This window comes from Streptomyces sp. NPDC016459, from assembly GCF_040632845.1.
Lineage (GTDB): Bacteria > Actinomycetota > Actinomycetes > Streptomycetales > Streptomycetaceae > Streptomyces.
In genome coordinates this window covers 104,561-129,180 of sequence record NZ_JBEYCR010000011.1, presented here as the reverse complement: position 1 = coordinate 129,180, position 24,620 = coordinate 104,561, and the positions used below count along the sequence as shown (strand labels likewise).

20 protein-coding genes and 1 riboswitch are annotated in these 24,620 nt (G+C 72.1%); of the genes, 3 read left to right on the top strand and 17 right to left on the bottom strand.

Annotated elements, in window-relative coordinates; genetic code table 11:
• Positions 1–49: 49 nt before the first annotated feature.
• A complete protein-coding gene (locus ABZ567_RS24575) occupies positions 50–2,581 on the top strand; it encodes an FtsX-like permease family protein (protein WP_360793443.1) in 2,532 nt (843 codons plus the stop codon).
• A gap of 60 nt (positions 2,582–2,641) precedes the next feature.
• Here ABZ567_RS24575 and ABZ567_RS24570 read toward each other — a convergent pair whose 3' ends face one another.
• The 9 genes from ABZ567_RS24570 to ABZ567_RS24530 form a co-directional block, all read right to left on the bottom strand.
• Positions 2,642–3,949 carry a cyclopropane-fatty-acyl-phospholipid synthase family protein gene (locus ABZ567_RS24570; protein ID WP_360793441.1) on the bottom strand — a complete coding sequence of 436 codons (1,308 nt, stop codon included), beginning with the start codon at positions 3,947–3,949 and terminating at the stop codon, positions 2,642–2,644.
• 172 nt (positions 3,950–4,121) lie between these two features.
• Positions 4,122–5,501 carry an NAD(P)/FAD-dependent oxidoreductase gene (locus ABZ567_RS24565; RefSeq protein ID WP_360793439.1) on the bottom strand — a complete coding sequence of 460 codons (1,380 nt, stop codon included), beginning with the start codon at positions 5,499–5,501 and terminating at the stop codon, positions 4,122–4,124.
• A gap of 369 nt (positions 5,502–5,870) precedes the next feature.
• The gene (locus ABZ567_RS24560; protein ID WP_360793437.1) at positions 5,871–6,809 is read right to left on the bottom strand and encodes a Ppx/GppA phosphatase family protein; all 939 of its coding nucleotides are present in this window, start codon (positions 6,807–6,809) and stop codon (positions 5,871–5,873) included.
• Positions 6,806–7,348: a DUF501 domain-containing protein gene (locus ABZ567_RS24555; protein ID WP_360793435.1), complete on the bottom strand. Its 543-nt coding sequence runs from the start codon at positions 7,346–7,348 to the stop codon at positions 6,806–6,808. The genes ABZ567_RS24560 and ABZ567_RS24555 overlap by 4 nt, the downstream gene beginning before the upstream one ends.
• Positions 7,349–7,378: 30 nt before the next feature.
• The gene (locus tag ABZ567_RS24550; protein WP_360793433.1) at positions 7,379–7,849 is read right to left on the bottom strand and encodes a septum formation initiator family protein; all 471 of its coding nucleotides are present in this window, start codon (positions 7,847–7,849) and stop codon (positions 7,379–7,381) included.
• A gap of 182 nt (positions 7,850–8,031) precedes the next feature.
• A complete protein-coding gene (gene eno, locus ABZ567_RS24545) occupies positions 8,032–9,312 on the bottom strand; it encodes a phosphopyruvate hydratase (protein WP_360793431.1) in 1,281 nt (426 codons plus the stop codon).
• A gap of 323 nt (positions 9,313–9,635) precedes the next feature.
• Positions 9,636–10,355, bottom strand: coding sequence for a transglycosylase family protein (locus ABZ567_RS24540; RefSeq protein ID WP_360793429.1), 720 nt, complete (start codon positions 10,353–10,355; stop codon positions 9,636–9,638).
• Positions 10,356–10,358: 3 nt separating this feature from the next.
• A riboswitch (cyclic di-AMP (ydaO/yuaA leader) is annotated at positions 10,359–10,530 on the bottom strand.
• 258 nt (positions 10,531–10,788) lie between these two features.
• The gene (locus ABZ567_RS24535; RefSeq protein WP_360793428.1) at positions 10,789–11,925 is read right to left on the bottom strand and encodes a transglycosylase family protein; all 1,137 of its coding nucleotides are present in this window, start codon (positions 11,923–11,925) and stop codon (positions 10,789–10,791) included.
• A 93-nt stretch (positions 11,926–12,018) separates the two neighbouring features.
• Positions 12,019–13,326, bottom strand: coding sequence for a cytochrome P450 (locus ABZ567_RS24530; protein ID WP_360793426.1), 1,308 nt, complete (start codon positions 13,324–13,326; stop codon positions 12,019–12,021).
• A 98-nt stretch (positions 13,327–13,424) separates the two neighbouring features.
• Between ABZ567_RS24530 and ABZ567_RS24525 the strand changes: the two genes are divergently transcribed.
• The gene (locus ABZ567_RS24525; protein ID WP_360793424.1) at positions 13,425–14,621 is read left to right on the top strand and encodes a globin domain-containing protein; all 1,197 of its coding nucleotides are present in this window, start codon (positions 13,425–13,427) and stop codon (positions 14,619–14,621) included.
• Between the two features lie 14 nt (positions 14,622–14,635).
• Here the strand turns inward: ABZ567_RS24525 and ABZ567_RS24520 are convergent, their stop codons facing one another.
• The 3 genes from ABZ567_RS24520 to ABZ567_RS24510 all read right to left on the bottom strand — a co-directional run bounded on the left by ABZ567_RS24520 (position 14,636) and on the right by ABZ567_RS24510 (position 17,374).
• The gene (locus tag ABZ567_RS24520; protein WP_360793422.1) at positions 14,636–15,601 is read right to left on the bottom strand and encodes a nucleoside triphosphate pyrophosphohydrolase; all 966 of its coding nucleotides are present in this window, start codon (positions 15,599–15,601) and stop codon (positions 14,636–14,638) included.
• A gap of 19 nt (positions 15,602–15,620) precedes the next feature.
• Complete coding sequence (locus ABZ567_RS24515; RefSeq protein WP_360793420.1) at positions 15,621–16,265, bottom strand: SurA N-terminal domain-containing protein; 645 nt, start codon at positions 16,263–16,265, stop codon at positions 15,621–15,623.
• Between the two features lie 80 nt (positions 16,266–16,345).
• Positions 16,346–17,374 carry a glycosyltransferase family 2 protein gene (locus ABZ567_RS24510; RefSeq protein WP_360793418.1) on the bottom strand — a complete coding sequence of 343 codons (1,029 nt, stop codon included), beginning with the start codon at positions 17,372–17,374 and terminating at the stop codon, positions 16,346–16,348.
• 126 nt (positions 17,375–17,500) lie between these two features.
• On the opposite strand from ABZ567_RS24510, the gene ABZ567_RS24505 reads away from it, so the two are divergent.
• The gene (locus ABZ567_RS24505; protein WP_360793416.1) at positions 17,501–20,002 is read left to right on the top strand and encodes a YfhO family protein; all 2,502 of its coding nucleotides are present in this window, start codon (positions 17,501–17,503) and stop codon (positions 20,000–20,002) included.
• Here the strand turns inward: ABZ567_RS24505 and ABZ567_RS24500 are convergent.
• The 5 genes from ABZ567_RS24500 to ABZ567_RS24480 all read right to left on the bottom strand — a co-directional run bounded on the left by ABZ567_RS24500 (position 19,938) and on the right by ABZ567_RS24480 (position 24,594).
• Positions 19,938–20,447 carry a GNAT family N-acetyltransferase gene (locus ABZ567_RS24500; RefSeq protein WP_360793575.1) on the bottom strand — a complete coding sequence of 170 codons (510 nt, stop codon included), beginning with the start codon at positions 20,445–20,447 and terminating at the stop codon, positions 19,938–19,940. The genes ABZ567_RS24505 and ABZ567_RS24500 overlap by 65 nt on opposite strands.
• A 339-nt stretch (positions 20,448–20,786) precedes the next feature.
• Entirely contained in the window at positions 20,787–22,181 is a 1,395-nt protein-coding gene (locus tag ABZ567_RS24495; protein ID WP_360793414.1) for a collagen-binding domain-containing protein, read from the bottom strand.
• A 192-nt stretch (positions 22,182–22,373) separates the two neighbouring features.
• A complete protein-coding gene (locus tag ABZ567_RS24490) occupies positions 22,374–22,775 on the bottom strand; it encodes a hypothetical protein (protein WP_360793412.1) in 402 nt (133 codons plus the stop codon).
• Between the two features lie 460 nt (positions 22,776–23,235).
• On the bottom strand, positions 23,236–23,808 hold the full coding sequence (locus tag ABZ567_RS24485; RefSeq protein ID WP_360793410.1) for a hypothetical protein: 573 nt from the start codon (positions 23,806–23,808) through the stop codon (positions 23,236–23,238).
• 15 nt (positions 23,809–23,823) lie between these two features.
• Positions 23,824–24,594 carry a tetratricopeptide repeat protein gene (locus tag ABZ567_RS24480; RefSeq protein WP_360793408.1) on the bottom strand — a complete coding sequence of 257 codons (771 nt, stop codon included), beginning with the start codon at positions 24,592–24,594 and terminating at the stop codon, positions 23,824–23,826.
• Positions 24,595–24,620: the final 26 nt, after the last annotated feature.

The following is a 24,620-nucleotide window of genomic DNA, read 5'->3' as shown; positions in this document are numbered from 1 at the left end:
CGGCCCCGCCCCGACCTCCGTCCCACCCCCTTCCGTTCAGGACACACCCATGTTCCGTACCGCCCTGCGCAACGTGCTCGCGCACAAGGCGAGACTGCTGATGACCGTCCTCGCCGTGATGCTCGGCGTGGCCTTCGTCTCCGGCACCCTCGTCTTCACCGACACCCTCTCCCAGGCCTTCCGCAGCCAGTCCGCGAAGAGCTACGACGACGTCGCCGTCGCCGTCAGCATGTACCCGAGCGAGGAGGAGGCCAAGAAGACCCCCGGCCTGTCCCAGGCGGTCGTCGACCGCGTCGGGAAGCTCGACGGGGTCGCCTCCGTCACGCCCCGCGTCGACGGCTTCGCCGGTGTGCCCGACAAGGACGGCAAGCTGATCGGCGTCGGCTGGTCCAACAAGGGCACCAACTTCGCCCCCGGCAAGGACGGCAAGGACCGCGCGTACACCTTCACCGCGGGCGGCGGGCCGGTCCGGGACGGCCAGATCGCGCTCGACGAGGCCTCCGCCGACAAGGGCGGCTACAAGGTCGGCGACACCGTCCGCGTCGCCACCAACGGCCCGGTGAAGGAGTTCGAGCTCTCCGGTGTCTTCACGACCGAGGACGGCGCCGTCAACGCCGGCGGCAGCCTCGTCCTCTTCGACACCTCCGTGGCCCAGAAGCTCTACCTGAAGCCCGGGTTCTTCCAGGACCTGACCATCACCGCCACCCCCGGCACCGACGCGGACAAGCTCGTCCCCGAGGTCCTGAAGGTCGTCCCGAAGGCGGCCACCGCGCAGACCGGCCAGGCCCTCGCCGACCAGGAGGCCGAGGACATCGAAGCCGGTCTCGGCGCGCTCAACCAGGTGCTGCTGGGCTTCGCGGGCATCGCGCTCTTCGTAGGCGTCTTCCTGATCTCCAACACCTTCACGATGCTGGTCGCCCAGCGCACCAAGGAACTGGCGCTGATGCGCGCGGTGGGTGCCTCGCGCAAGCAGATCACCCGCTCCGTCCTCGCCGAGGCCGGTCTGGTCGGCCTGCTCGCCTCCGCCGTCGGCTACCTCCTGGGCATCGGCATGGCGGTCGGTCTCCGCTCCGCGATGGCCGCCTTCGAACTGAAGGTGCCGGACGGCCCGCTGGTCCTGGAGACCACCCCGGCCCTCTCGGCCTTCGGCGTCGGCGTCCTGATCACCATGTTCGCCGCCTGGCTGCCCGGCCGCCGCGCCGCCAAGATCCCCCCGGTCGCCGCCATGAACAGCGTGCACGCGACCCCCAACGGCAAGTCCCTCGTCGTACGGAACGCGATCGGCGCGGCCGTCACCGCACTCGGCGCCGTGCTCATCGTGCTCGGCGCGGGTCAGGGCGGCGACGACGGCCGGATGCTCATCGCGGGCGGCGCGTTCCTCACCCTCATCGGCGTGATCGTGCTGATCCCGTTCCTGTCCCGGCCCGTGATCGCCGTGATCCGTCCGGTCTTCGTGAAGGCCTTCGGGGTCTCCGGCAAGCTCGCCGGCCTGAACGCGGTCCGCAACCCGCGCCGCACCGGCGCCACCGCCTCCGCGCTCGCCATCGGCCTGACCCTCGTCACCGGTCTCTCGGTCATCGGCTCGACCGTCGGCACGGCCCTCGACAAGATGACGGTCGACCAGATCAAGGCCGACTACATGATCACCATGGCCAGCGGTGACGGACTCAGCAAGGACGCGCTGGCGGCCCTGGAGAAGACGCCGGGCGTCACGGCGGTCTCCCCGCAGCAGTCCGGCGCGCTGCAGATCAAGGGCGACTTCGCCGCCGCCTCCGGTGTCACCCCCGGTTCCATCGAGAAGGTCCTCAAGATCACGGTCGTGGACGGCTCGCTGGCCTCCCTCGGCCAGGGGAAGATCGCCGTCGCCGAGAAGACCGCGACGAAGCGCGGCCTGAAGGTCGGCGTCACCGTGCCGGTCGAGTACCTCGACGGGGTCAAGGGCAAGCTCACGGTCGGCGCGGTCTACGAGGACAGCGAGTTCCTCTCGCCCGTCATGATCGACCACAAGGTGATCGACGCGCACGAGCAGCAGGCCCACACGCCGCAGATCTTCGTCGCGACGGACGGCGGTCCGTCCGAGGCGCACGAGAAGGCGCTGTCGAAGGCCCTGGGGGAGAACCCGGCGATCACCGTGATGGACAAGAAGGACATCCGTGACGCGTTCGGCGGGCAGATCAACATGCTCCTGAACATCGTCTACGGCCTGCTCGCGATGGCCCTGATCGTCGCCGTCCTCGGTGTCGTCAACACCCTCGCGATGTCCGTCTTCGAGCGCCAGCAGGAGATCGGCATGCTGCGGGCGATCGGTCTCGACCGGCGCCGGGTGAAGCGGATGGTCCGTCTGGAGGCCGTGGTCATCTCGGTGTTCGGCGCGGTCGTCGGCATCGGCCTCGGCTCGTTCCTCGGCTGGGCCATCGGCGAGACCTTCAAGAACAGCCTGCCGGGCTACGCCCTGGTCCTGCCCTGGGACCGGATCGGGATCTTCCTGGTCCTGGCCGCCCTGGTCGGCGTCCTCGCCTCCCTGTGGCCGGCCCGGAGCGCCGCCAGGCTGAACATGCTGGCCGCCATCAAGGCCGAGTAGGCGCCGCACCAACGGCGAAGGGCCGGCCTCCCCACCCGGGAGGCCGGCCCTTCCCGTGCGTCAGGCCTTCTCGTTCCACACGCGCGGCCGCAGCGCCGTCCCGCTCCTCCCCGACACCGGGGTCTTCACGGCGAGGAACTGGTTCACGCCGATCCGGTTGCGCTCGAAGGAGACGGCGGAGGCCGCCATGTAGAGCCGCCAGACCCTGGCCCGGCCGGGCGAGACGAGCCGGACCGCCCGGTCCCACTCCCGCTCCAGGTTCGCCACCCAGCGGCGCAGCGTCAGCCCGTAGTGCTCGCGGATCGCCTCCACGTCCCTGACCTCGAAGCCGGCGTCCTCCAGGGTGCTCAGCGTGCGGCCCATGGGGGCGAGTTCACCGTCGGGGAAGACGTACGCGTCGATGAAGGCGTCGATCTCGTACGCCTCCTCCTCGGGCTCGGGGCGCCGGGAGATCTGGTGGTTGAGGAGCCGCCCACCGGGCTTCAGGAGCCCGTACAGGGTGTCCGCGTACTCCCGGTAGCGGACCGCGCCGACGTGCTCGGCCATGCCGATCGAGGAGATCGCGTCGTACGGGCCGTCGTCGACGTCCCGGTAGTCCTGGACGCGGATCTCGATCAGGTCGGTCAGGCCCTCGTCGGCGATCCGCTTGCGGGCGTACGCGGCCTGCTCGCGGGAGAGGGTGATGCCGACGACCCGGGCGCCGTACTCCCGGGCGGCGTGCAGGGCCATGGAGCCCCAGCCGCAGCCCACGTCGAGGAGCCGGTCGCCGGCCCCGAGGTTCAGCTTGCGGGCGATGAGGTCCAGCTTGTCCCGCTGGGCGTCCTCCAGGGTCGCGTCGGGGCCGTCGGACGCCCAGTACGCGCACGAGTAGACCATCGACGGGCCGAGGACGATCTCGTAGAAGTCGTTGCCCACGTCGTAGTGGTGACTGATCGCCTGCTTGTCGCGGCGCTTGCTGTGCCGGCCTCCGCTGCGGCCCCGGATCTCCTCCGCGGGCGGACGCGGCGGCGGATACGGTCCCACGAGCCGCAGCAGGGAACGGGCGGCGGCACGGAGCCTCGGGTCGCGTACGGAGTCGAGGAGCCCGCGGGTGTCGTCGGGGCGCGCCCACAGGAGGCCGGAGACGCCGTCCAGGAACTCGTACAGGTCTCCCTCGACGTCGAGCTCACCGGCGACCCAGGCGCGGGCCATGCCCAGTTCGCCGGGCTTCCAGGTCATCCTCCGCAGGGCGCGGCGGTCCCGGACGACGAGGACGGGACCGCCCACCGGACCGGCCTCGCTGCCGTCCCACGCGCGCAGTCGGACCGGGAGCGGTCCTCCGAGGAGTTCCTCGGCGAGAGTCGCAAGCCGCGACGCGGCGTCGCCCATGGTGTGCACCTCCGTGATCTCGTGCCCCGGACATCATCGTCACCAGGGGAACACCGTCCGTAGGTATTTCCAGTCCCGCCGCAGCGCAATCCCTCCGTGGAACACGCGAAGGGCCGTCCGCACCACGGATGGCGGACGGCCCTTGCGGGGGTGTTGCGGTACTGCCGGTGCGCTAGGAGGCCTTGGCCTTCTCCTGCACCGGGGCGGCCGGCGCGGGGGCGGGCTTGGCCGCCTCGTAGAACTCCTCGCGCGGCGTCTCGATGGCGCCGAGGGAGACGACCTCACGCTTGAGGAACATCGCGAGGGTCCAGTCGGCGAAGACGCGGATCTTGCGGTTCCAGGTCGGCATCGCCATGCCGTGGTAGCCACGGTGCATGTACCAGGCGAGACGGCCCTTGAGCTTGATCTTCACCTTGCCCATGACGATCATCGCGACACCCTTGTGCAGACCGAGTCCGGCCACCGCGCCCTTGTTGGCGTGGCTGTACTCCTTCTGCGGGAAGCCGCGCATGCCGGCCACCACGTTGTCGCCGAGGACCTTGGCCTGGCGCAGGGCGTGCTGGGCGTTCGGCGGGCACCAGGCGTTCGGGTTGCCGGCCTTGCGGCCGACCAGGTCCGGCACCTGGGCGTTGTCGCCCGCGGCCCACGCGTAGTCGAGGCCGTTGATCTGGAGCTTCTCGTTGCAGTCCACGTGGCCGCGGGGGCCGAGCGGCAGACCGAAGCGGGAGAGCGCCGGGTTCGGCTTCACTCCGGCGGTCCACACGATCGTGCTGGAGTCGACCTCGAGGCCGTTCTTCAGCACGACGTGGCCGTCGACGCAGGAGTCCATGGAGGTCTGGAGGTAGATCTCGATCCCGCGGCTCTCCAGGTGCTCCTTGCCGTACTGGCCGAGCTTGGGGCCGACCTCGGGGAGGATCTTGTCGGCCGCGTCGACCAGGACGAAGCGCATGTCCTCGCGCGACACGTTCTGGTAGTACTTCGCGGCGTCACGGGCCAGGTCCTCGACCTCGCCGATGGTCTCCGCGCCGGCGAAGCCGCCGCCCACGAAGACGAAGGTCAGCGCCTTGCGGCGGACCTCCTCGTCGGTGGTCGAGTCGGCCTTGTCGAGCTGCTCGAGGACGTGGTTGCGCAGGCCGATGGCCTCCTCGATGCCCTTCATGCCGATGCCCTGCTCGGCGAGGCCGGGGATCGGGAAGGTACGGGAGACGGCGCCCATCGCGATGACGAGGTAGTCGAAGGGCAGCTCGTACGCCTCGCCGACGAGCGGCGCGATCGTGGCGACCTTGCGGTCCTGGTCGATGGTGGTGACCCGACCGGTGAGCACCTCGGCTCCACGGACGACGCGTCGCAGCGGGACGACGACGTGGCGCGGCGAGATGCTGCCGGCGGCGGCTTCGGGGAGGAAGGGCTGGTAGGTCATGTACGACCGCGGGTCGACGACCGTGACGGTCGCCTCCGCGTAGCGCATCTTCTTGAGGATGCGCCGAGCTGCGTACAGGCCTACGTACCCGCCTCCAACTACGAGGATCCTGGGACGCTCCGTGGTGCTCATGCCATCGAGTATCCACCCCGTCAGAGGGGGGTGCTCGTGCGCCCCTTCACAAGCTCTTCGGGCACCTCTGCTACACTGCGCGGCCCACGTGATCCAGGTCATGGTGCTGCAAAGGAACCGGGGTGCGCGGGCGAACGTTGTTCACCCCCTGTGAACTGGCCCGGAGAGCTCCCGTTAACGCTGAACCACGGGGTGCGTTCACACGATGGAAACATCGAGCGAATCGGCCTCCGCGCCTGCGAAAGGGCCCTGGGCTACCCCTCGGAGGGCCTAACGGCCCTCCTCGGGCGCCACCAGGGCCCTTTTCCTTGTGAAGAACTTCACGAACTTTCCCGACGGGGTGTCGTCAGGAGGCTCGATAGCCCTCCGCTATGCGACGGATAGAGCGATCCCATCGAGGATGTCGTGCTCGCTGACCACGACCTCGGCGGCTCCGACGCGCTCCACGATCTCCCTCAGGACGAGCGCCCCGGCGATGATCACGTCGACCCGGCCGGGGTGGATGACGGGGATCGCGGCCCGCTCGTCGTGCGTGGAGGCGAGCAGCCGCTCGGTGACCTCGGCGACCTGGGCGGCGGAGACGCGGGCGTGGTGGATCTTCTCGGAGTCGTACTCGGGGAGCCCGAGCGCGATCGCGGCGACCGTGGTGACCGAACCGGCGAGCCCCACCAGGGTCCCGGCGGTGCCGATCGGCACGGTCTCGGCGGCCAGGTCGAGCGCCTCCCGGACATCGGCGCGGATCGCCTCGACCTCGTCGGCGGTCGGCGGATCGTGCCGGACGTGCCGCTCGGTGAGCCGGACGCAGCCGATGTCGACGGAACGGGCCGCCTCCACGTGCCGGTTGCCGGTCACGAACTCGGTGGAGCCGCCGCCGATGTCCACGACGAGGTACGTCTCCGAGCCGTGCAGCTCGCCGGTGGCGCCCGTGAAGGAGAACTCGGCCTCCTGGTCGCCGGTGATGACCTCGGGCTCGACGCCGAGGATCTCCACGACCCCGTTCACGAACTCGTCGCGGTTCTCGGCGTCGCGGGAGGCGGAGGTGGCGACGAAGCGGATCCGTTCGGCGCCGAGCTCCTCGATGACCCGGGCGTACTCGCGGCAGGCGGCGAAGGTGCGCTCCAGGGCCTCGGGCGCGAGCCGGCCCGTCCTGTCGACGCCCTGGCCGAGCCGGACGATCGTCATCCGCCGGTCCAGCTCGACGAGGTCACCCGTGGAGCCCGCGCCGGAGGCGCTGTCGGGCACCGTGACGTCGGCGACGAGGAGGCGGATCGAGTTCGTACCGCAGTCGATCGCGGCGACCCGGGTCACTCGCCCTTCCCCTCTTCCTTGTCGGCGCACGGGCTGACGCACGCGCCCTTCGCCCACCACTCCGGCAGCATCGCGAGCGCCTCGTCGCCGAACGGGTTCACACCGGGGCCCGCGGCCAGCGAGTGACCGACGAGGACGTGCAGGCACTTGACCCGGTCCGGCATGCCGCCGGCGCTCGGGAAGCCCTCCAGGACCTCGATGGCGTCACGGCGGGCGATGTAGTCCTCGTGCGCGGCGCGGTAGGCGGCGGCGAGCTCCGGGTCGGTGGCGAGCCGGGCCTGCATCTCCTTCATGACCCCGTTGGCCTCCAGGGTCCCGATGGCCGAGGCCGCCCGGGGGCAGGTCAGGTAGTACGTGGTCGGGAACGGCGTGCCGTCGGGCAGCCGGGGCGCGGTCTCGACGACGTCCGGGTTGCCGCACGGGCAGCGGTGCGCGATGGCGCGCAGGCCGCGGGGCGGCCGGCCGAGCTGGAGCTCGAAGGCGGCGATGTCCGCCTCGGTGGGCTCGGTGCGTTCGGTCTGCGGAGGGGGCGTTTCCATGTCTGCCTTGCTCGTCAGGTCGTTACGGGCTTACGGGCGGTCGGCGCGGTCCACGCCGTCCCAGAGGTTGTCGTACCAGGGGCGGTCCGCCGCGCCCTGGTCGGCGCGGGGCCTCTGCTCCGCGCCGGGGTCGTTCACGGTGAACCCGGTCTCGCCGGGCAGCACGTAGTGCAGGTGCTCGCGGGCGAGGCGGCGGACGTAGGCCGGGTCCTGGAGGCGGGCCTTCTCGTCCTTCAGTTCCTCGACCCGCCGGGCGGCCTCGGCGGCCCGGCGCTCCTGCTCGGCGATCTCGCCCTGCTGGGAGACGTAGCTCCGCATGGGGTAGGCGAGCGCCACGACGAGGGAGCAGACGACCAGGGCGAGGAAGGCCGCGCGGCCGGTGAGCCGGGAGCGGCGCGCCTGGCGGCGGGTCTGGGAGCGGTAGACACGGGCGGCGGTCTGCTCGCCGAGCAGCCTGATCCGGGTCGCGGTCGAGAACCGGTCCCGGTCCTTCGCGGCCATGTCGTGTCGCCTCCCCTGTTCACGCGGACGTCCCCGCACACGGTACGGGACCGAGTACGGGGACGTACGGATGAGCGGGGGTGTCAGCCCTCGCTGTGGCTGATCAGCCCTTACGGTGCCTGCTCTGCCTTGGTGCGCCTGCTCAGCTCTTGCCGCGCCGGCTCAGCCCTTGCTGCGTCTGCTCAGCCCTTGAAGCGCGGGAACGCGCTGCGGCCGGCGTAGACCGCGGCGTCGTCGAGGATCTCCTCGATGCGCAGCAGCTGGTTGTACTTGGCGACGCGGTCCGAGCGGGCCGGGGCGCCGGTCTTGATCTGCCCGCAGTTCACGGCGACCGCGAGGTCGGCGATGGTGACGTCCTCGGTCTCGCCGGAGCGGTGGGACATCATGCACTTGAAGCCGTTGCGCTGGGCAAGCTCGACGGCGTCGAGGGTCTCGGTCAGCGAGCCGATCTGGTTGACCTTGACCAGGAGGGCGTTCGCGGAGCCCTCCTCGATGCCACGGGCCAGGCGCTCCGGGTTGGTGACGAACAGGTCGTCGCCGACGATCTGGACCTGGTCGCCGAGGCGCGAGGTGATGGTCTTCCAGCCGTCCCAGTCGTCCTCGTACAGCGGGTCCTCGATGGAGACCAGCGGGTACGCGGAGACCAGCTCGGCGTAGTAGTCCGTCATCTCGGCGGCCGTGCGGGTCTGGCCCTCGAACGCGTACGAGCCGTCCTTGTAGAACTCGGAGGCGGCGACGTCGAGCGCGAGCGCGATGTCACGGCCGGGCTCGTAACCGGCCTCCTTGATGGCCTCGATGATGAGGTCGAGGGCGGCGCGGTTCGACTCGAGGTTCGGCGCGAAGCCGCCCTCGTCGCCGAGACCGGTGGACAGGCCCTTGGTCTTCAGGACCTTCTTCAGGGTGTGGTAGACCTCCGCGCCCCAGCGGAGGGCCTCGGAGAAGGACTCCGCGCCGATCGGGGCGATCATGAACTCCTGGATGTCGACGTTGGAGTCGGCGTGCGACCCACCGTTGAGGATGTTCATCATCGGAACGGGCAGCAGGTGCGCGTTCGGGCCGCCGAGGTAGCGGAAGAGCGGGAGGTCGGAGGCCTCGGACGCGGCGTGCGCGACGGCGAGGGAGACGCCGAGGATAGCGTTGGCGCCGAGCGAGGACTTGTTCTCGGTGGCGTCCAGGTCGAACATGGCCTGGTCGATCAGGCGCTGCTCGGTGGCGTCGTAGCCGACGAGCTCCGGGCCGATCTGCTCGATGACGGCGAGGACGGCCTTCTCGACACCCTTGCCGTGGTAGCGGCTGGGGTCACCGTCGCGAAGCTCGACGGCCTCGAACGCACCGGTGGAGGCGCCGGACGGAACAGCAGCACGACCGGTGCTGCCGTCGTCGAGGCCGACCTCGACCTCGACCGTGGGGTTGCCTCGGGAGTCCAGGATTTCCCGGGCTACGACGACGTCGATGGACGGCACGAGCATCTCCTTCTGGGATGTGACGCTGGATGTGACGCAAGGTCGGTGCGGGGTCGCTCGGCCTTGCGACAAGAGCCTAACCGGCGCGGGGGCTCCGGTCGGCCGGGCGCCCGCCCCCTGGGACGAAAAAGGACCCAAGGGCATGCATCCCGGGACGAAGGACCCCGTATCTACTGGGCGGTAACCGTCATGTCCGGTGTGCTCCGGAAAGACGGGAACCCCGGGCCGGCGCGCACAGGGGGGAGGCGCGCCGGCCCGGGGTGGTCACCGCGGGAGGGTCGTGGGGGCCGCGTGAGCCGCCGGACTCACGCGGACCGCCGGGCTCACTTCAGGTGGAGCTGCTGGCCCGGGTAGATGAGGTCGGCGTTCTCGACGACGTCCTTGTTCAGCTCGAAGAGCTTGCTCCAGCCGCCCTGGACGCCGTGCGCCCGGGCGATGGTGCCGAGGGTGTCGCCGGACTCCACCTTGTACTCGCCGTCACCCTTCTTGACCGACTTGCCGGTCGGGGTGGTGACGGTCTTCTTGGTGGCGGCCTTCGGCGTGGCCTGGCGCTGCGGGGTCTGCTGCGCGGACTTCTTCGGGGCCTGGCGCTGCTCGCTGCGGGTGGTCGGCTGCTCGGCCTTCCGCTCCTGCTGCTGCGGGGCGGACTCGGCGGAGCCGCCGCTGTAGGAGGCGTTGGAGAGGCCCACGCCGCAGCTCGGCCAGGCACCCTTGCCCTGGCCCGCGAGGACCTTCTCGGCGATGGCGATCTGCTGGGACTTCGACGCCTGGTTGGCGGTCGAGGCGTAGGCGGTGCCGCCGTACGCGGCCCACGTGGAGGCCGAGAACTGCAGGCCGCCGTAGTAGCCGTTGCCCGTGTTGATGGACCAGTTGCCGCCGGACTCGCACTGGGCGACGCGGTCCCACTCGGAGGCCGTGGCGGCCGAGGCGGTGCCCGCGGTCATCAGAGGGGCCGCGACGGCGACACCGGTGACGCCGACGAGCGTGACGACCTGGGTGGCCTTGGAGGGACGGCGGTGCTTGCCCTTGCCGGAAAACAGCATGGAGATTCTCCTCACCGACGCCTGTGAGGTGAGCTGTCGGGTTCGGGCCGGAAAGTTGCCCGGCCGCGTGCTGTGACACGCGGCTTCACCCCAAGCCGTTCGCCGGCCGTCTCTCAACGGCCGGGACCGGCACTTACCTTGGGTCCCCCACTCCTGCCTTCGGCGCTTACGCGACGACTGTTCCCATCGGCCGACGGCAGGATTCGGCGTTTCGGTCGACGGGGCCCGCGGTGGCGAGCAGTGACGACCGTAGACACAGACCCACCGGAAGTTCAAAGAGGCGTATTGCGGAAATATCGCCCCTACTTGCCCTCCGGCGGGTGGCATTTGTGCAGGTGAGGGGTGACGGAAGCCGACCGTGCGGGCGTGACACGCCAGTTGGGGCGAAGAGACCCATGTCTCACTTACCCAGAACGGGACATAAGCCCCCGAATCATTCGGCGTTCGCGGGCGAACCTTCCGTCAGGTCGAGGCTCTGACCAGGGAGGATGAGATCCGGGTCGACACCGACCGTCCGCCGGTTGGCGTCGTAGAGGGCGGTCCAGCCGCCGGGGAGCTCGTTCGCCTGTGCGATGTCGGACAGGCTGTCACCCGGCCGCACGGTGTACGCGTCCGAAGTGTCCTGACTGTCCGTTGCGCCCGAATCCTTCACCGTGCCGACCGGCGTCGTGGCGAGAGGGCTTTCGGTCAACTTGTTCCCAGATGAGGCATGTCTGCCCGATTCGGTAGAAGTGCCCCCCTTGGCGCTTCCCTCCGGCGCGGCGCCGCCCCGGTGCTTGCCGGTGCCGACGGTGGCCGACGACCCGTCACCCACCGACGCATCGGGCATCACGGACGTACCGGGCGTACCGGGCGTCACCGAGGCGTCAGGGGTGCCGGGGGTGACCGGCGTGGTCGGCGCGCCCGGCGACGTCGGCGCGGCCGGGTGGGTCGCGTCGGTCGGGGTGGTCGGCACGGAGGGGCTCACCGGGGTGGTCGGTGAGACGGGAGCCGACGGCGTGACGGGCCTGCTGGGCGTACCGGGCGTGGCCGGTACGACGCGCGCGGCCGTCCCGCTGCTCGGCTTCGCGGTCGCGGAGGTCCCCGCGGCACCCGTGGCGGCCCCCGGCAGCCCCGCCGTCCTGTTCGACTCGACGACCGGCCCCGTGGGCGCCTTCGGGACGGAGGCCGGGCCGGGATTCACACCGGGGGCCGTGCCGTCGTTCGTCAGACCGGCGATCGGCGCGCAGGTGGCCCACTCGGCGGAGCCCTTGGCGAGGGCCTTCTCGGCCACCGCGATCTGCTGGGCCCGGCTGGCCAGGTCGGCGCTGGGCGCGTACGCCAGGCCGCCGTGCCGCTCCCAGCTGTCCTGGGTGAACTGGAGCCCGCCGTACATGCCGTTGCCGAAATTGGCGCTCCACTGGCCACCGGACTCGCACTCGGCGACGCGGTCCCAGGTGGCGGCGTCGGCCGCGGAGGCGGATCCCGTGGCGAGCAGCGGCAGCGCCATGGCGGAGCCGGTCACACCGGCTGCGACGACGAGGGCGGGGGCCTGACGGGGGCGACGGTGTCGTCCGTTCCCGGAACGCATAGGAGCGCCTTTCGCGTGACGGCTGAGAGTGCGGCGAACGTAGCGGTATTCGAACGCTCGTCACAAGTCGATGGCCCCGCGATCACGCGAAGATCACATTTCTGATACGCCGTCAGTGTGCTGGAGCGGTACGGACGGGGAGAACTCCACCGGAAGCGTGCGCAATCCACGCATGATGAGCCCTCCGCGCCACCGGAGTTCGGCCGGATCGGCGGCAAGTCGCAGGTCCGGGAGGCGCGTCAGGAGGGTCGCGAGAGCCGTCTGTCCCTCCAGGCGGGCGAGCGGCGCGCCGAGGCAGTAGTGGATGCCGTGGCCGTACCCGAGGTGCTGGTTGTCGCGCCGCGTGAGGTCCAGGGTGTCCGGCGCCGTGAACCGCTCCGGGTCCCGGTTCGCGGCGGCCAGCACGACCAGCACCGGGTCACCCGCCGGGATCGCCTGCCCGCCGATGGTCAGCGGCTCCGTCGCGTACCGCCAGGTCGCCATCTCTACCGGCCCGTCGTACCGCAGCAGCTCCTCCACGCCCGTCCCCAGAAGTCCGGTCTCGCCCGCCGCGAGGGAGGCCTGGAGTCGTTCGCGCTGCTCGGGGTGGCGCAGCAGCTGGTACACGCCGTTGCCGATGAGGTTGACGGTCGTCTCGAAGCCCGCGAAGAGAAGGATGAAGGCCATGGCGGCGGCCTCGTTCTCGGTGAGGTGCTCGCCGTGGTCGGACGCCTTGATGAGCCCCGAGATCAGGTCGTCGCCCGGTTCGAGCCGCTTGCGGTGGATCAGCTCCGCGAGATAGCCGCGCATCTTCTTCACCGACCGGGCGACCCCGCCCCGGGGTCCCCCGCCGTGCCGGATCATCATCCCGGCCCAGTCCCGGAAGTCGTCCTGGTCCTCCTCGGGGACGCCGAGCAGGTCGCAGACGGCGTAGATCGGCAGCGGGAAGGCGAACTCGTGGATGAGGTCCGCGCTGCCCCGCTCCGCGAAGGAGTCGATGAGCCGGTCGGTCAGCTCCTGCACGCGCGGGGTGAACTCGGCGACGCGGCGCGGGGTGAAGGCCTTCGACACGAGGCGCCGCAGCCGGGTGTGGTCGGGCGGGTCGATGTTGAGCAGATGGGTCATCAGCTCGGCCTTGCGTTCGCCCGGGATGCCCGTCTTGCCCTTCGCGTGCGGGGACTCCGCGTGGTGCACCGGGTTCTTGGAGAGCCGCTGGTCGGCGAGGGCCTGCCGGGCGTCCCCGTACCGGGTCACGAGCCAGGCCTCGACCCCGCTGGGCAGCGTCGTCCGGTGCACGGGCGCGTGCTCCCGCAGCCAGGCGTAGGCGGGATACGGATCGGCGGCGAACTCCCAGGTGAAGAGCTCGGGGGCGGGGGCGCGGTCGGGCGAGGAGGCGGGGGCGGGGCCGGGGGTGGTGCTCACCCCCCGACCGTACAGGGCGGCCCCGGCGGTGAGGTGTGTGGAGATCCTGTGATCAAGAAGGGGGGCCGTGCCCTAGATTCGTGCCGGTGGATCCCCAGATGCTCAGAAGCACGTTCGCGGTCGTCGAGAGACGGGCCGAACACGCCGTCACCTTCTTCTACTCGCATCTTTTCTGGCACAACCCCGGCATGCGCGAGCTGTTCCCCGAGGACATGCGGCCCCAGCGGGACCGGCTCTTCGCCGCGCTCGCGCACGTGGTGTCCCACCTCGGGGAGCCGGGGCTCGCGGAGTACCTGGGGCGCCTGGGCCGCGACCACCGCAAGTTCCTCGCCTCCCCCGCGCTCTACGCCGCCGTCAGGTCGAGTCTGCTCGCCGCGTTCGCGCACGCCGCCGGATCCGCCTGGACCCCGGACGCCGAGAAGGCCTGGGCCGAGGTGTACGAACAGGTCGCCGATCTGATGCTGGCGGGCGCCGAAGAGGCGGTGGCGGCCGGGGAGCCGGCCTGGTGGGACGCGGACGTCGTCCGGCACGAGCGGTACGGCGAGGACCTGGCCGTCCTCACCCTGCGGCCCCGGCAGCCCCTGCCGTACCTCCCCGGGCAGTACGTCAGCGTCAGCTCGCTGCGCGTCCCGCGGGTCTGGCGCACCTACTCCCTCGCGGACGCGCCCCGCCCGGACGGCACGGTGGAGCTGCACGTGAGCCGGATCCCGGGCGGCGCCATGAGCACGGTGCTCGTCGACCGGACGGGACCGGGCGAGACCCTGCGGCTCAGCGCGCCCGGCGGCGGCCTCACCGCGCGCACGGAGCCCGGCGGACTCCGTACCTATATATGCGGGGGTACGGGCTGGGCACCGGTGCGGGCGCTGCTCGCCGAGGCGGCGGAGGCCGAGCCGGAGCTGACGGGCCGGCTCTTCGTCGTGGCGCGGGCGAAGGAGTACCTGTACGGACGGCGGGACGCAGAGCGGCTGAAACGGCTGCTCCCCGGTCTCAGCGTCACCTACATCACCTCGGCGCCCGGCCACCCCAAGGACCAGGCGACCGAGCGGCTCCTCCAGTCCCTGCAGGCCTGCGTCCACTGGGCCTCGCACGACGTCTACCTCGCCGGGCCGCCCGCCTTCCTCACGGAGGTCGCGGAGGCGCTCGTGGAGCTCGGCACCGACCCGGCCCGCGTCCACCACGACGCGCTGCCGCCCGTGGACGGCTTCACCGTCCGCCCGGGCTCCGCGGCCGAACGCCTCCTGGCCCCGCCGGCACCGCCCTGGCACGACCCGGAGTCCCGCGCGCCCAGGCCGTAGACCGAGGCGGGGCCTCAGGTCCTGACGCCCTCCGTCGTGCGGATCGCGTCCCGGTACGCCCGGGCCGCCGCGCGCAGGGCCGCCTCCGGGTCCACGCCCTCCGTCTCCGCCCGCGCGGCGAGGGCGAGCAGCTCGTACCCGATGCCCTCGCCCTTCGGCAGCGGCACGTCGAGCCCCGCCGTCCGCACCCGGCCCGCGAGCTTCGTCGCGAGCGCGAGTCCCGGCTGGCCGAGCGGCACCCCGTCGGTCACGGACTCCCGCTGCTTCTCGATCGCCTTGGTCCGCAGCCAGTGCGCGCGGACGTCCTCCGGCGTCTCGGCGGTCTCGTCGCCGAAGACGTGCGGGTGCCGGAGGATCAGTTTCTCGACGAGGGTCCCGGCGACGTCGTCCACGGAGAACGGCTCCTCCGGGTCCTCCTCGGCGATCCGGGCGTGGAAGACGACCTGGAGGAGGACGTCCCCGAGCTCCTCGCGCAGTTCGCGCCGGTCGCCGTCCTCGATCGCCTCGACGAGCTCGTACGCCTCCTCGATGGCGTACTTGGCGAGTCCCCGGTGGGTCTGCGTCGAGGTCCAGGGGCAGGTGCGCCGGATGCGGTCCATGATCTGCACGAGGTCCAGGAGCCGGGCGCCGGGCAGGTCGTACGAGCCGGGCAGCAGCTCCAGGTCGGGCATCGTGAGGCGGCCCGAGCCGGCGAGCCGGGCGAGACCGTCGGTCAGCGCCCGGTCGCCCTCGCCGGAAGGGAGCAGCAGGACCGTGCGGCCGCCGGCGCAGGCCTCGACGAGTTCCTCCGCGGTGGGCGTCAGGTGCTCGACGGCGACCCCGGCCTCCCGCAGGTACGGCAGCTGGGGGTGGTGCTCGTCAGGGCAGAGCACCCGGTCCGCGCCGCGCAGCGCCTGCCAGGCGGGCCAGGACAGGAGTCCGGGCGCCACACGGTGGCTGGCGGTGAGCAGGACGATGCGGCCGGGGCTCTCAGATGTCACCCCACGAACCTACCCGCCCTCAGGCTCCGGCCGGGACGGCGCCGGGGTCCTGACTGATCTTCCGCAGCCAGGGCGCGGTGGTGGAGGCGAGCCGGACCTGGGCGTCGTCCCAGGCGCCGTACCGCGGGTTGACGTCGATGGCGAGGGCCTTGGAGGCGGCGGAGAAGACGTCCGTCAGCTTCTTCTGGCCCTCGGGGGTGTCCGTGACGCCGAGCTTGGCCGCGATCTTGTTCATGAGGACGTTGCGGCGGACGACGTCGTCGATCTGGCCCGGGGCCACGCCCTGCTCCTGGAGGAGGACGGTGGCGAGCTGGTCCTCGCCGCCGCTCTCGCGGACGAAAGCGGTCCTGGTCTGCTGGAGTTCGGCGCGGGTGACGGTGACGCCGTTGTCCGCGGCGACCTTGTCGACGACCCGGTCGAAGATCATGACGTTGAGCTTGCGGCGGGGCAGGTCCCCGGTGGCCTGGACGAGCTGGGCGGCCTGCGGGGAACGTTCCTGCGCGGCGCGCACGTCCTTCACCTCGGTCTGGAGGCTGGAGACGTCGATCCGTTCACCGCCGACGACGGCCGCCGCTCCCGGGTGGGAGTCACTGCCACAGGCGGTGAGCAGTGGGGCCGCGGCGAGGAGCGCGGCGGAGACGGTGAGCGCAGTGCGGCGGTGCAAAGGAGCCTCCCGGGCTGGTCGTGCGTCAGTGGAACGACCTTGCGGTGATCGATGGTAGGGAGTCGCCGGGGCCGGAGCCACTACTTCGGTGCGACTGTTTCCCACAACGACTCACCCGTACGCCTGGTGTCGGCCCGCATCACGCCCGTCTCGGGCCCCTCCGGACCCGCGCGTGTCCCCTCTCGGGCCCCTTCGTGCGTCTCCTGCACCAGGTAGTGGGGCCGCCGCTTCACCTCGTAGTAGATGCGGCCGACGTATTCGCCGATCAGCCCGACCATCACCATCTGCACGCCGGCGAGGGCGGTGACGGCGACGAGGAGGGTGACGTAACCCGGGGTGTCGACGCCGTTGGCGAGGGCGTCGACGACGATCCAGGCCGCGTAGCCGAGGGCGACGAGGACGAGGAGGAACCCGAGGTGGACGGCGGCCCGCAGCGGCTTGTTGTTGAAGGAGAGGAGGCCGTCGAGGCCGTAGTTGAGGAGCTTGCCGAAGGTCCACTTGGAGCGGCCCTGCTCGCGTACGGCGTTCTCGTAGGAGAACGTCGTGGTGCGGAAGCCGACCCAGGAGAAGAGGCCCTTGGAGAACCGGTTGTACTCGCCGAGGCCGAGGACGGCGTCGACGGTACGGCGGGACAGGAGTCGGAAGTCCCCCACACCGTCAACCAGCTCGACGTCGACGAGCCGGTTGATCGCCCAGTAGTAGAGGCGGGCGGTGAGGGTGCGGGTGACGCGGTCGCCCTCGCGGGTGCGGCGCGCGACGACCTGGTCGTATCCCTCGGCGTGCAGCGCGACCATGCGGTGCACGAGCTCGGGCGGGTGCTGGAGGTCCGCGTCCATGATCACGACGGCGTCGCCCGCGGCGTCGCGGAGCCCGGCCAGCATCGCCGCCTCCTTGCCGAAGTTGCGGCTGAAGGAGACGTAGCGGACGTGACGGGGGTCGCGCGCGGCGAGCTCCTGGAGGAGGGGCAGGGTTCCGTCCCGGCTTCCGTCGTCCACGTAGACGATCTCGAACTCGCCGTTCAGCTTGGTGAGTTCGTCGGTCACGTGGTCATGGAAACGGGCGAGGACGTCCTCTTCGTTGAAGCACGGGACGACGATCGAGAGCAGCACGCGGACCACGACAACGGAGCACGGTGACCCGGCCGGTCCGCGTGGATGGCCTTGAGGCGACCATTCAATGAACGGGGCCGCCGTGTCCGGTTCCGCCCGTCCTGTCACTGGCATATTCGAGCCGTCATGCCGAACACCACGCGCCCACCCCTTCGCTCCGCCCTCCTCTCCGCCCTCCTCACGGTGATCGCCGTCTGCGGCGGGGACGCCGTCGCCCGGGTCTTCCCCTTCGGGCCGCGCCACCGGGCCGTCAACGACCTCGCGAACCAGTTCGTGCCGTTCCACGCGCACCTGTGGGACCTGCTGCGCGGCCGGGCCGACGGCGGGCTGCTCCTGGACTGGCGGGCGGGCTGGGGCACGAGCTTCCTCCCCGACTACGGCACCTATCTGTCGAGCCCGTTCGCCCCGCTGGTCGCGCTGTTCCCGCGCGGGGACATCGAGTACGCGGTGTACGCGGTCACCGTCCTGAAGACGGCGGTCGCGGCGGCGGCCATGACGCTCCTGCTGCGGCGGCTCGGGGACGGTACGGGCCCGGCACCGTCGGCGGCGCACCCCCTCGGGGGCGGTACGGCCCCGGCACCGTCGGCGGCGCACCCCCTCGGGGACGGTACGGCCCCGGCACCGTCGGCGGCGCGCCCCCTCGGCGCCGGCTCCTGGTGGTGGGCGGCGGTCCTCGGGGCGTCGTACGCGCTGTGCGGCTGGTCGCTCGCGGAAGGCACGTACAACCCGATGTGGCTGGACGGCCTGATCGCCCTCCCCCTGCTGTGCCTGGTCGGCGAGTGGGTACGGGAAGGCCGGCGGCCGCTCGTCGGCCCGCTGGTGGTGGCGGTGTGCTGGGCGGCGAACTTCTACACGGCGTACATGGCGACCCTGGGCGCGGCCCTGGTGCTCCTGGTCCGCCTGGCGACGACGGAATCGTTCCGGTGGCGGACCGTGGGCCGGGCGGCGCTGACGACCGGCCTGGGGGTCGGTCTCGCGGCGCCCGTCCTCGTCCCCGTCCTCCTCGGCTCGCGCCACGCCCACCCGGGCCTGGTCCGGGAGTTCGACCCGGCGCCCGCGACGGACGTCCTGGCCCGGCTGCTCCCGGTGACGTACAGCTTCGCGACCCCCGCGGCCTTCGTCTGCACGGCGGTGCTCCTGCTCACGGGGGCGCTGCTGTTCCGCCGGGACGTGCCGGGTCGGGAGCGATGGCTCTGGGCGGCGCTCCCCGTGGCGGTCCTGGCCTCGATGCAGTGGGGTCCGACGCATCTGCTGTGGCACGCGTTCGCCACGCCCAACGGCAGCCCGTACCGGCAGACCTTCGTCCTCTCCGGGGTCCTCGTCCTCGCCGCCTGGACGGGCCTCACCCACGGACTCCCCGACCGCCGGTCCCTGCTCGGCGGCACGGCGGTCGTCCTGGCGCTCGCGGCGGGGGCGCTGCCCAGCCCCTTCCTCACCGGCTGGGCGCTGCTGCTCGCCTGCGGGGGTCTCGCGGCGGTGGCGTGGGCGCTGGTGCTCCCCGCGCGGGGGCGCCACGGGATGCTCGCCGCGTTCCTGGTGATCGGGACCCTGCTCGGCCAGTCGGCGGCGACGACGGCGTACGCCGACCGGGAGCGGACGGCCCGCCTCGACGACTACCCGCCGTGGGGCCCGGAGCACGCACGCCGGGCGGCGGCCCTCGCGGCGGCCGACGGCTGGCCCGCGTACCGCACGGACGCGGGGCTGCCCCGGGTCGCGGGCAACGATCCGCTGCTGTTCGGCGGGCAGGGCGCCGCGTACTACAGCAGTCACACCCCCGCGGTCCTGACGGAGACGCTGACCGCGCTCGGCGGCGGCTGGACCTCCCGGGGCCGGAACCTGCTGAGTCTGGACAACCCGGTGACGGACGCGCTGTTCGGGGTGGGGGCGCGGTGGCGGGACGGCGCGGTCGTGCGTACGGAGACGTACCTGCCCCTCGTGACGGTACGGCCGGCGGGCCCGGCCCCCGTCTACGGACCCTCGCCCTTCCGGAACCAGGAACTCCTGCTGGGCGGACGGGTGTACGGGGCCCCGCACGCGGGCGCGTGCCCGGTCGGCACCGAGGTCTTCCTCTGGGCCCCCGACGCGACCGGCCCGGCCCGCCTGGGCGACCGCGAGACCCGTCTGGCCGGGGGGCAGCCGAAACGGCGGGCGGCCCTGACGTCCCTGGGCGTCCAGCGCGTACCCGGCCAGAAGCCGGTCCTCCCGGGCCCCGGCGGCGCACTCGGCTGCCTGGACCACGGACGCCTCCGGGCGGCGGTCACGGCCCTCCGCGCGCGTGCGGCGACCTCGGTCCGCGTCACCTCCGACGGGATACGGGCCGACCTCCCGCCCGGCACGACGGGCACGGCCGTCGTGGCGGCACCCCGGATCGCGGGCTGGACCTGCGAGGACCGCCCCACGGAGTCGTACGGGGGCCTCCTCGCCGTCCCGGTGGCGGGCGCGTCGTCGGTCACCTGCACCTTCCGCCCCCCGGGGCTGGGGGCGGGGCTGACGGCGGGGGCGCTGGCGGGGCTGCTGCTGGTGGGGGTGGTGCTGATGGGGGTGGTCCGGTCAGCGGGCCGGATCAGCCGTCTGGGGCCCGCCTCTCCCAGCGGGTCTCGCCGTCCTCCACGCGGTCCGTCGGGGTGAGACCGGCCGCGCGGGCGACGGCGGCGGAGGCTGTGTGGTCCGGGTGGACATGGGCGACGACGGTCCGCACGCCCCGCCCCAGGAGCAGGGTGACGAGCCCCTCGGCCGCCTCGCGGGCGAACCCCCGGCCCTGCCAGGGCGTACCGATCACCCAGGCCACCTCGGCGGTCCGGCCGCCGTCGGTGACCGTCGCCTGCACGGTGCCGACGAGCCGGTCCTCCGGCCGGAGCCGCAGCACCCAGTTGAGCCAGACGACCGAGGGGTCGGGCGAGCCGGCGACCAACCGCGCGTAGCGGGCGCGCAGTTCGGCGGGACCGAGAGGGGCGCCGCCGATGAAGGAGTGCAGCGCCGGATCGCCCAGCACCTCGGCCATCTCCTCGGCGTGCCGGACCGCGAGCGGTTCGAGAACGAGCCGAGCGGCCCGTGCGGGCTGCGGCTGCTCCAGGGCCGTGACCGTGACCCGGGCGCTCCCGGCCGGGTCCCGGTGCTCGGGCAGCGCGGCGGGCAGCACGGCGGGCAGCGCGGCCACGAACCCGGCCGACGCGGTCGCGTCGCCGCCGGCGACCCGGTGGGCGACTCCGTCGGTGCGCACGATCTCGACCTCCGGGTCACCGCCCGTCCGGGCCTCCTGGATCACCGCGAGCGGGACCTCGGTACGGGACCGCCGGTCCTCCAGCCTGAGGCTGTCGGCGTCGAGCGCGGTCTCGGCGCCGTCGTCGCCGACGAGTATCCGGGGTGAGGGCATGCCGGGAACCTACCGCGAGGGGATCGCGGCCGGGCGGGCTCAGCGCCTGAACCGTCGGACCAGCAGCAGACCGGCCACCGTGCTCAGCACGGCGAGGGTGGCCGCCGCGTACGTCCGGGCGCTCGTGCCGCTCTCCGCGAGGCCGGGGGTCAGGGGCGGGGAGGCGGTCGGGTGCGGGGACGACGGCGGTGCCGGGGTCTCGGGCCGCGTGGGGGCCGCAGTTGACGTCGGGGTCGGAGTTGACGTCGGGGTCGGGGTCGGGGTGGGGGTGGGCGCCGGGGTCGGGGTGGGCGCCGGGGTCGGGGTCGGCGCCGGGGTCGGGCCGCCGGCGCAGGCCAGGTGCGCCGAGAACGGGGCGTGGTGGATCTCGCCCGCGTGCGCGGGGGCCCGTGAGGTGCGCTGGGCGCCGCCCCGGCCGATCGCCGCGCGGGTGTCGAGGTCGTCGAGCGGGCCCGCGGTCAGGGAGCGGACGACGACGGCGCCCTCGATGGCGTCCGGGTCGCGGTCGGTGAGATGGGCGCGGGGGGCGTAGACCGTTCCCTCGACCGTGCCGCCCTCGGCGATCGTGAGGTGCGTGGCGTCCGCGAAGTTCCACAGGACGTACGGGGCGTCGGGACCGCTGACGCCGACGAGTTCGGGGACGTCCCAGGTGAGGACCGACCCGGCTCCGGTCGTGTCGACGTCGATGACGAGCGGTCGGGTGGCGGTGGGGCGGTTGAGGAGGGTGAGTTCGGAGAGCCCGTTCAGCTGCTCGCCGGTGAGGCGGAGGATATTCGTCCGGTGGTCGTCGAGGGTGACACGGCCGGGGTCGGCGAGCGCGACGGTGGGCGCGCAGGCGGCGAGCGCGTCGGCGCGGGCGCGGTAGGTGCCGAAGAGGGCGGCGAGGTCGAGGAGACCGGGAGCGGGGCCGACGGAGGCGGCGGGCTGCCGGGTGGTCAGTTCGATGCGGGGCGTCGCGTCGTGGCCGGCGGCGGTGGCGGTGACCCGGGTGTCGACGGGGGCCCTGTCGGCGCCCTTCGTGACGGTGTCGCTGCCGGTGAGGTCGCCGATCTTCACGTAACCGTCGGAGAGGACCTTCAGGACCCCGACCGGGCTGCTGGCCCCGTACGCGATCCGGCCGCCGACAAGGAGGGCGGTGGGGCGGGCGTCGCCGGGGGCGGTGAACGTCCCCGGGGTCCGGCGCGCGACGGTGAACCCGGGGCCGTAGGACAGGTCGCCGCCGACGGCGACGGGGCCCTCGGACTCCGTACCGCCGAGCAGGGCGTCCTTCTCGGTGACGACGCCGAAGCCGTGGTTCCCGGCGACGGGGTTGCCCACGTCGACCGTGGCGGCGGCGTGGGGTGCGGCCGCCCCGGCGGGGAGGGCGGCGAGCGCGCCGGCGGCGCACGCGGCGGCGCAGGCGGTGAACCGGAGGGGCCTGCTCGACTTCGTCATACGAGGAACATGCGTCCGTCCGGCCGCTGCCGCCGTTCGGACACGCCTGGGCGCCGGTCAGATGCCGTAACGAATCCACGCGTGGGAGCGCGGCGGAAGGGGTGAGCGCACGGCGGCCACGGGCGTAGGCACGCACGGAGAAGGGCCGGAACCCCCAGAGGTTCCGGCCCTTCTCGGCGTCGTGGCGTGTGACTACTTCGCGGGGACCGCTTCGAGGCAGAGGACGAACTTGTCCGAGTCCAGCTGCTGCGCGAGGGCCGTGACCTCCGGGCCGCACTTGTTCACGTCGAAGGTGTCGTCGATGACCTTGACGACCTTGTACAGGTCGGCCTTGCCGGAGGAGCAGTCCGTGGTGTCGACCTTGGGGTCGTTGTCGGGGCCCGTCACGGTGACGCACTCGCCGGCCTCGGCGTGCACCGGGGCCTCGCCGGTGAGGTGCGGAAGGCCGAACTTGACGGCCAGGGCGACGGCGATCGCGACGACGACTCCACCGACCTTCTTGAGGATGCGGCTGCCCTTCTTCGCGGGGGCGGCAGGCTGCTGCTCGGGGGCGGCGGGCTGCTCGGGGGCGGGGGGCGCGGAAGGCGTCGTCATGAGGTGTTCCTTGTGAGCGCGGACATGATCAGACGCGAACGCTACATGCACCAAAACAGGCAAAAAGGATCAAGAAGATCCACTGACTGATCAGTTGCGGAGTCGTGACTCTGCCGCCTCGTCAGGAACCGCGCCCCAGCCGCCGTTGGTGCTCCAACGCGCGCCGCAAGTCCCCCGGAAGCGGGTGATACGGGCCGTACGCGCGCTCGGCGTCGAATGGCCGCCGCCGCAGCTGGTCCTGGCCCGCGGTGTGCTCACCCGTCGCCACCGGGAGCAACCCGATCCGCTGCCGGATATGGTCCTGGATCCGCTGCTCCTCGATTCTCACGTCCACCCCCACCACCGTCGTCCGAAGGTCGTCAGGCGACGCCACAGAACTCGCCGATCACTGCGGACTGCTCGTCGACGGCCCTGCGGCGGCGGTCGTTCGGTCAGCTGTTCCTCACCACCGGGAGACCAGTCATCCGCGCAAGGCCGAGCTCAGCGCCGACACGTACTCGGCGCTTTTCTCCTGTGCTTCCCTGACGCGTTGACGGAAGTCCACGTCGTCGCTTCCGGTGAGACCCGGACCGAGATCCCGAAGCGTCCGCTCGAGCCGAGCGAAGTGGTCCGGTCGCCCGAGGTCGACCCCACTCCTCCCGAGTTGCCAGTCGACGTGCCCGGCGAACCGGTCGACCCACTCCGAAAGCGGGACCGGGGCATCGTCCGGGAGGTCGCCCATGGCCATGCGGCCGTGCAGCTCGATGAGTTCGGCGGCCTTGAACGGGTAATAGGTGCTTCCTACCGGCTCCTCGTCGAAGAGATCCAGCAGCTCCTCCAAGAACCCCACAAGCACTTCGACCCGGTCGAGCCCCACGACGACGTCCGGATCGGCCATGGCGGACAGCAGCTCAGCGAGTGCACGCGGGTGCGCGTGCTCAGCCAGCGCCTCCTCCCATTCCTCGGAGAGGCCGGCCTCGACGATCGGAGCGAACCGGGCGGTGACACAGCGCACGAGCTGGATCCTCGCCGCCTGGCTGCCGGGCAGTGCCATGCTTCCTCGCTTCTCTCACGGGTACTCGCGCACGGTACCGATCATCGCCTCGGCCTCCGACGTGTGTCCGGACCTTCGGCCGGCGCTACGGATCTGCTCGTCGGTCATGGTCCTGGCCATCTGGAGGGCTGCGTCAACGCCGTCGGCGTCACCGGCTCCAAGCATCATGAAGAACCAGAACAGGGCCGTCTCCTCATCAGGCCGACCCACGATCCCGTCCCGGTACCAGCATGCGGCGACATGCATGGCAGTGGTGACCCCCCGCTCGGCGCCGGCCATGTAGGCGCGCAGCGCGGCAGCGTCGTCGCCCAGGGCCGCCAGCAGGTCGCCCAACGGCGCGTAGGCCTCGGCGACTCCCCCGTCAGCCGCGTTTCTCAGGAGCAGGACGGCCTCCTGAGGGTCTCCCGTGCCCCAGCGCAGTTGAGCGAGATTGAACTGCGCGTACGCGTCCCCGCCCTCCGCGGCGGCCGCGATGAGCGCTTCTCCCTTCGCCAGGTCCTGGGGCACACCCAGGCCGTTGACATAGAGGTGCCCCAGGCTTCGCTTCCCCACGACACTCCCGGCCGCGCCGGCGCGCTCAAACCAGTGGGCAGCGGCGGAGGGGTCCTCTTCGACTTCGAGAAGGACCCCTCCCAGGACGTTCTGAGCGCCCACATCACCGGCTGCGGCCGCCGCGCGCAGGGCGGGCAGCAACACGTCCAGCCGACCACCGATGTCGAGGTCTTCGTCCCGGGACTCCAGGAGAACCCAGACGTTCCGCGCGACTCCGGACAACTGTTCGATCATGGCGCAGAACCCTACCGTCGACGCGC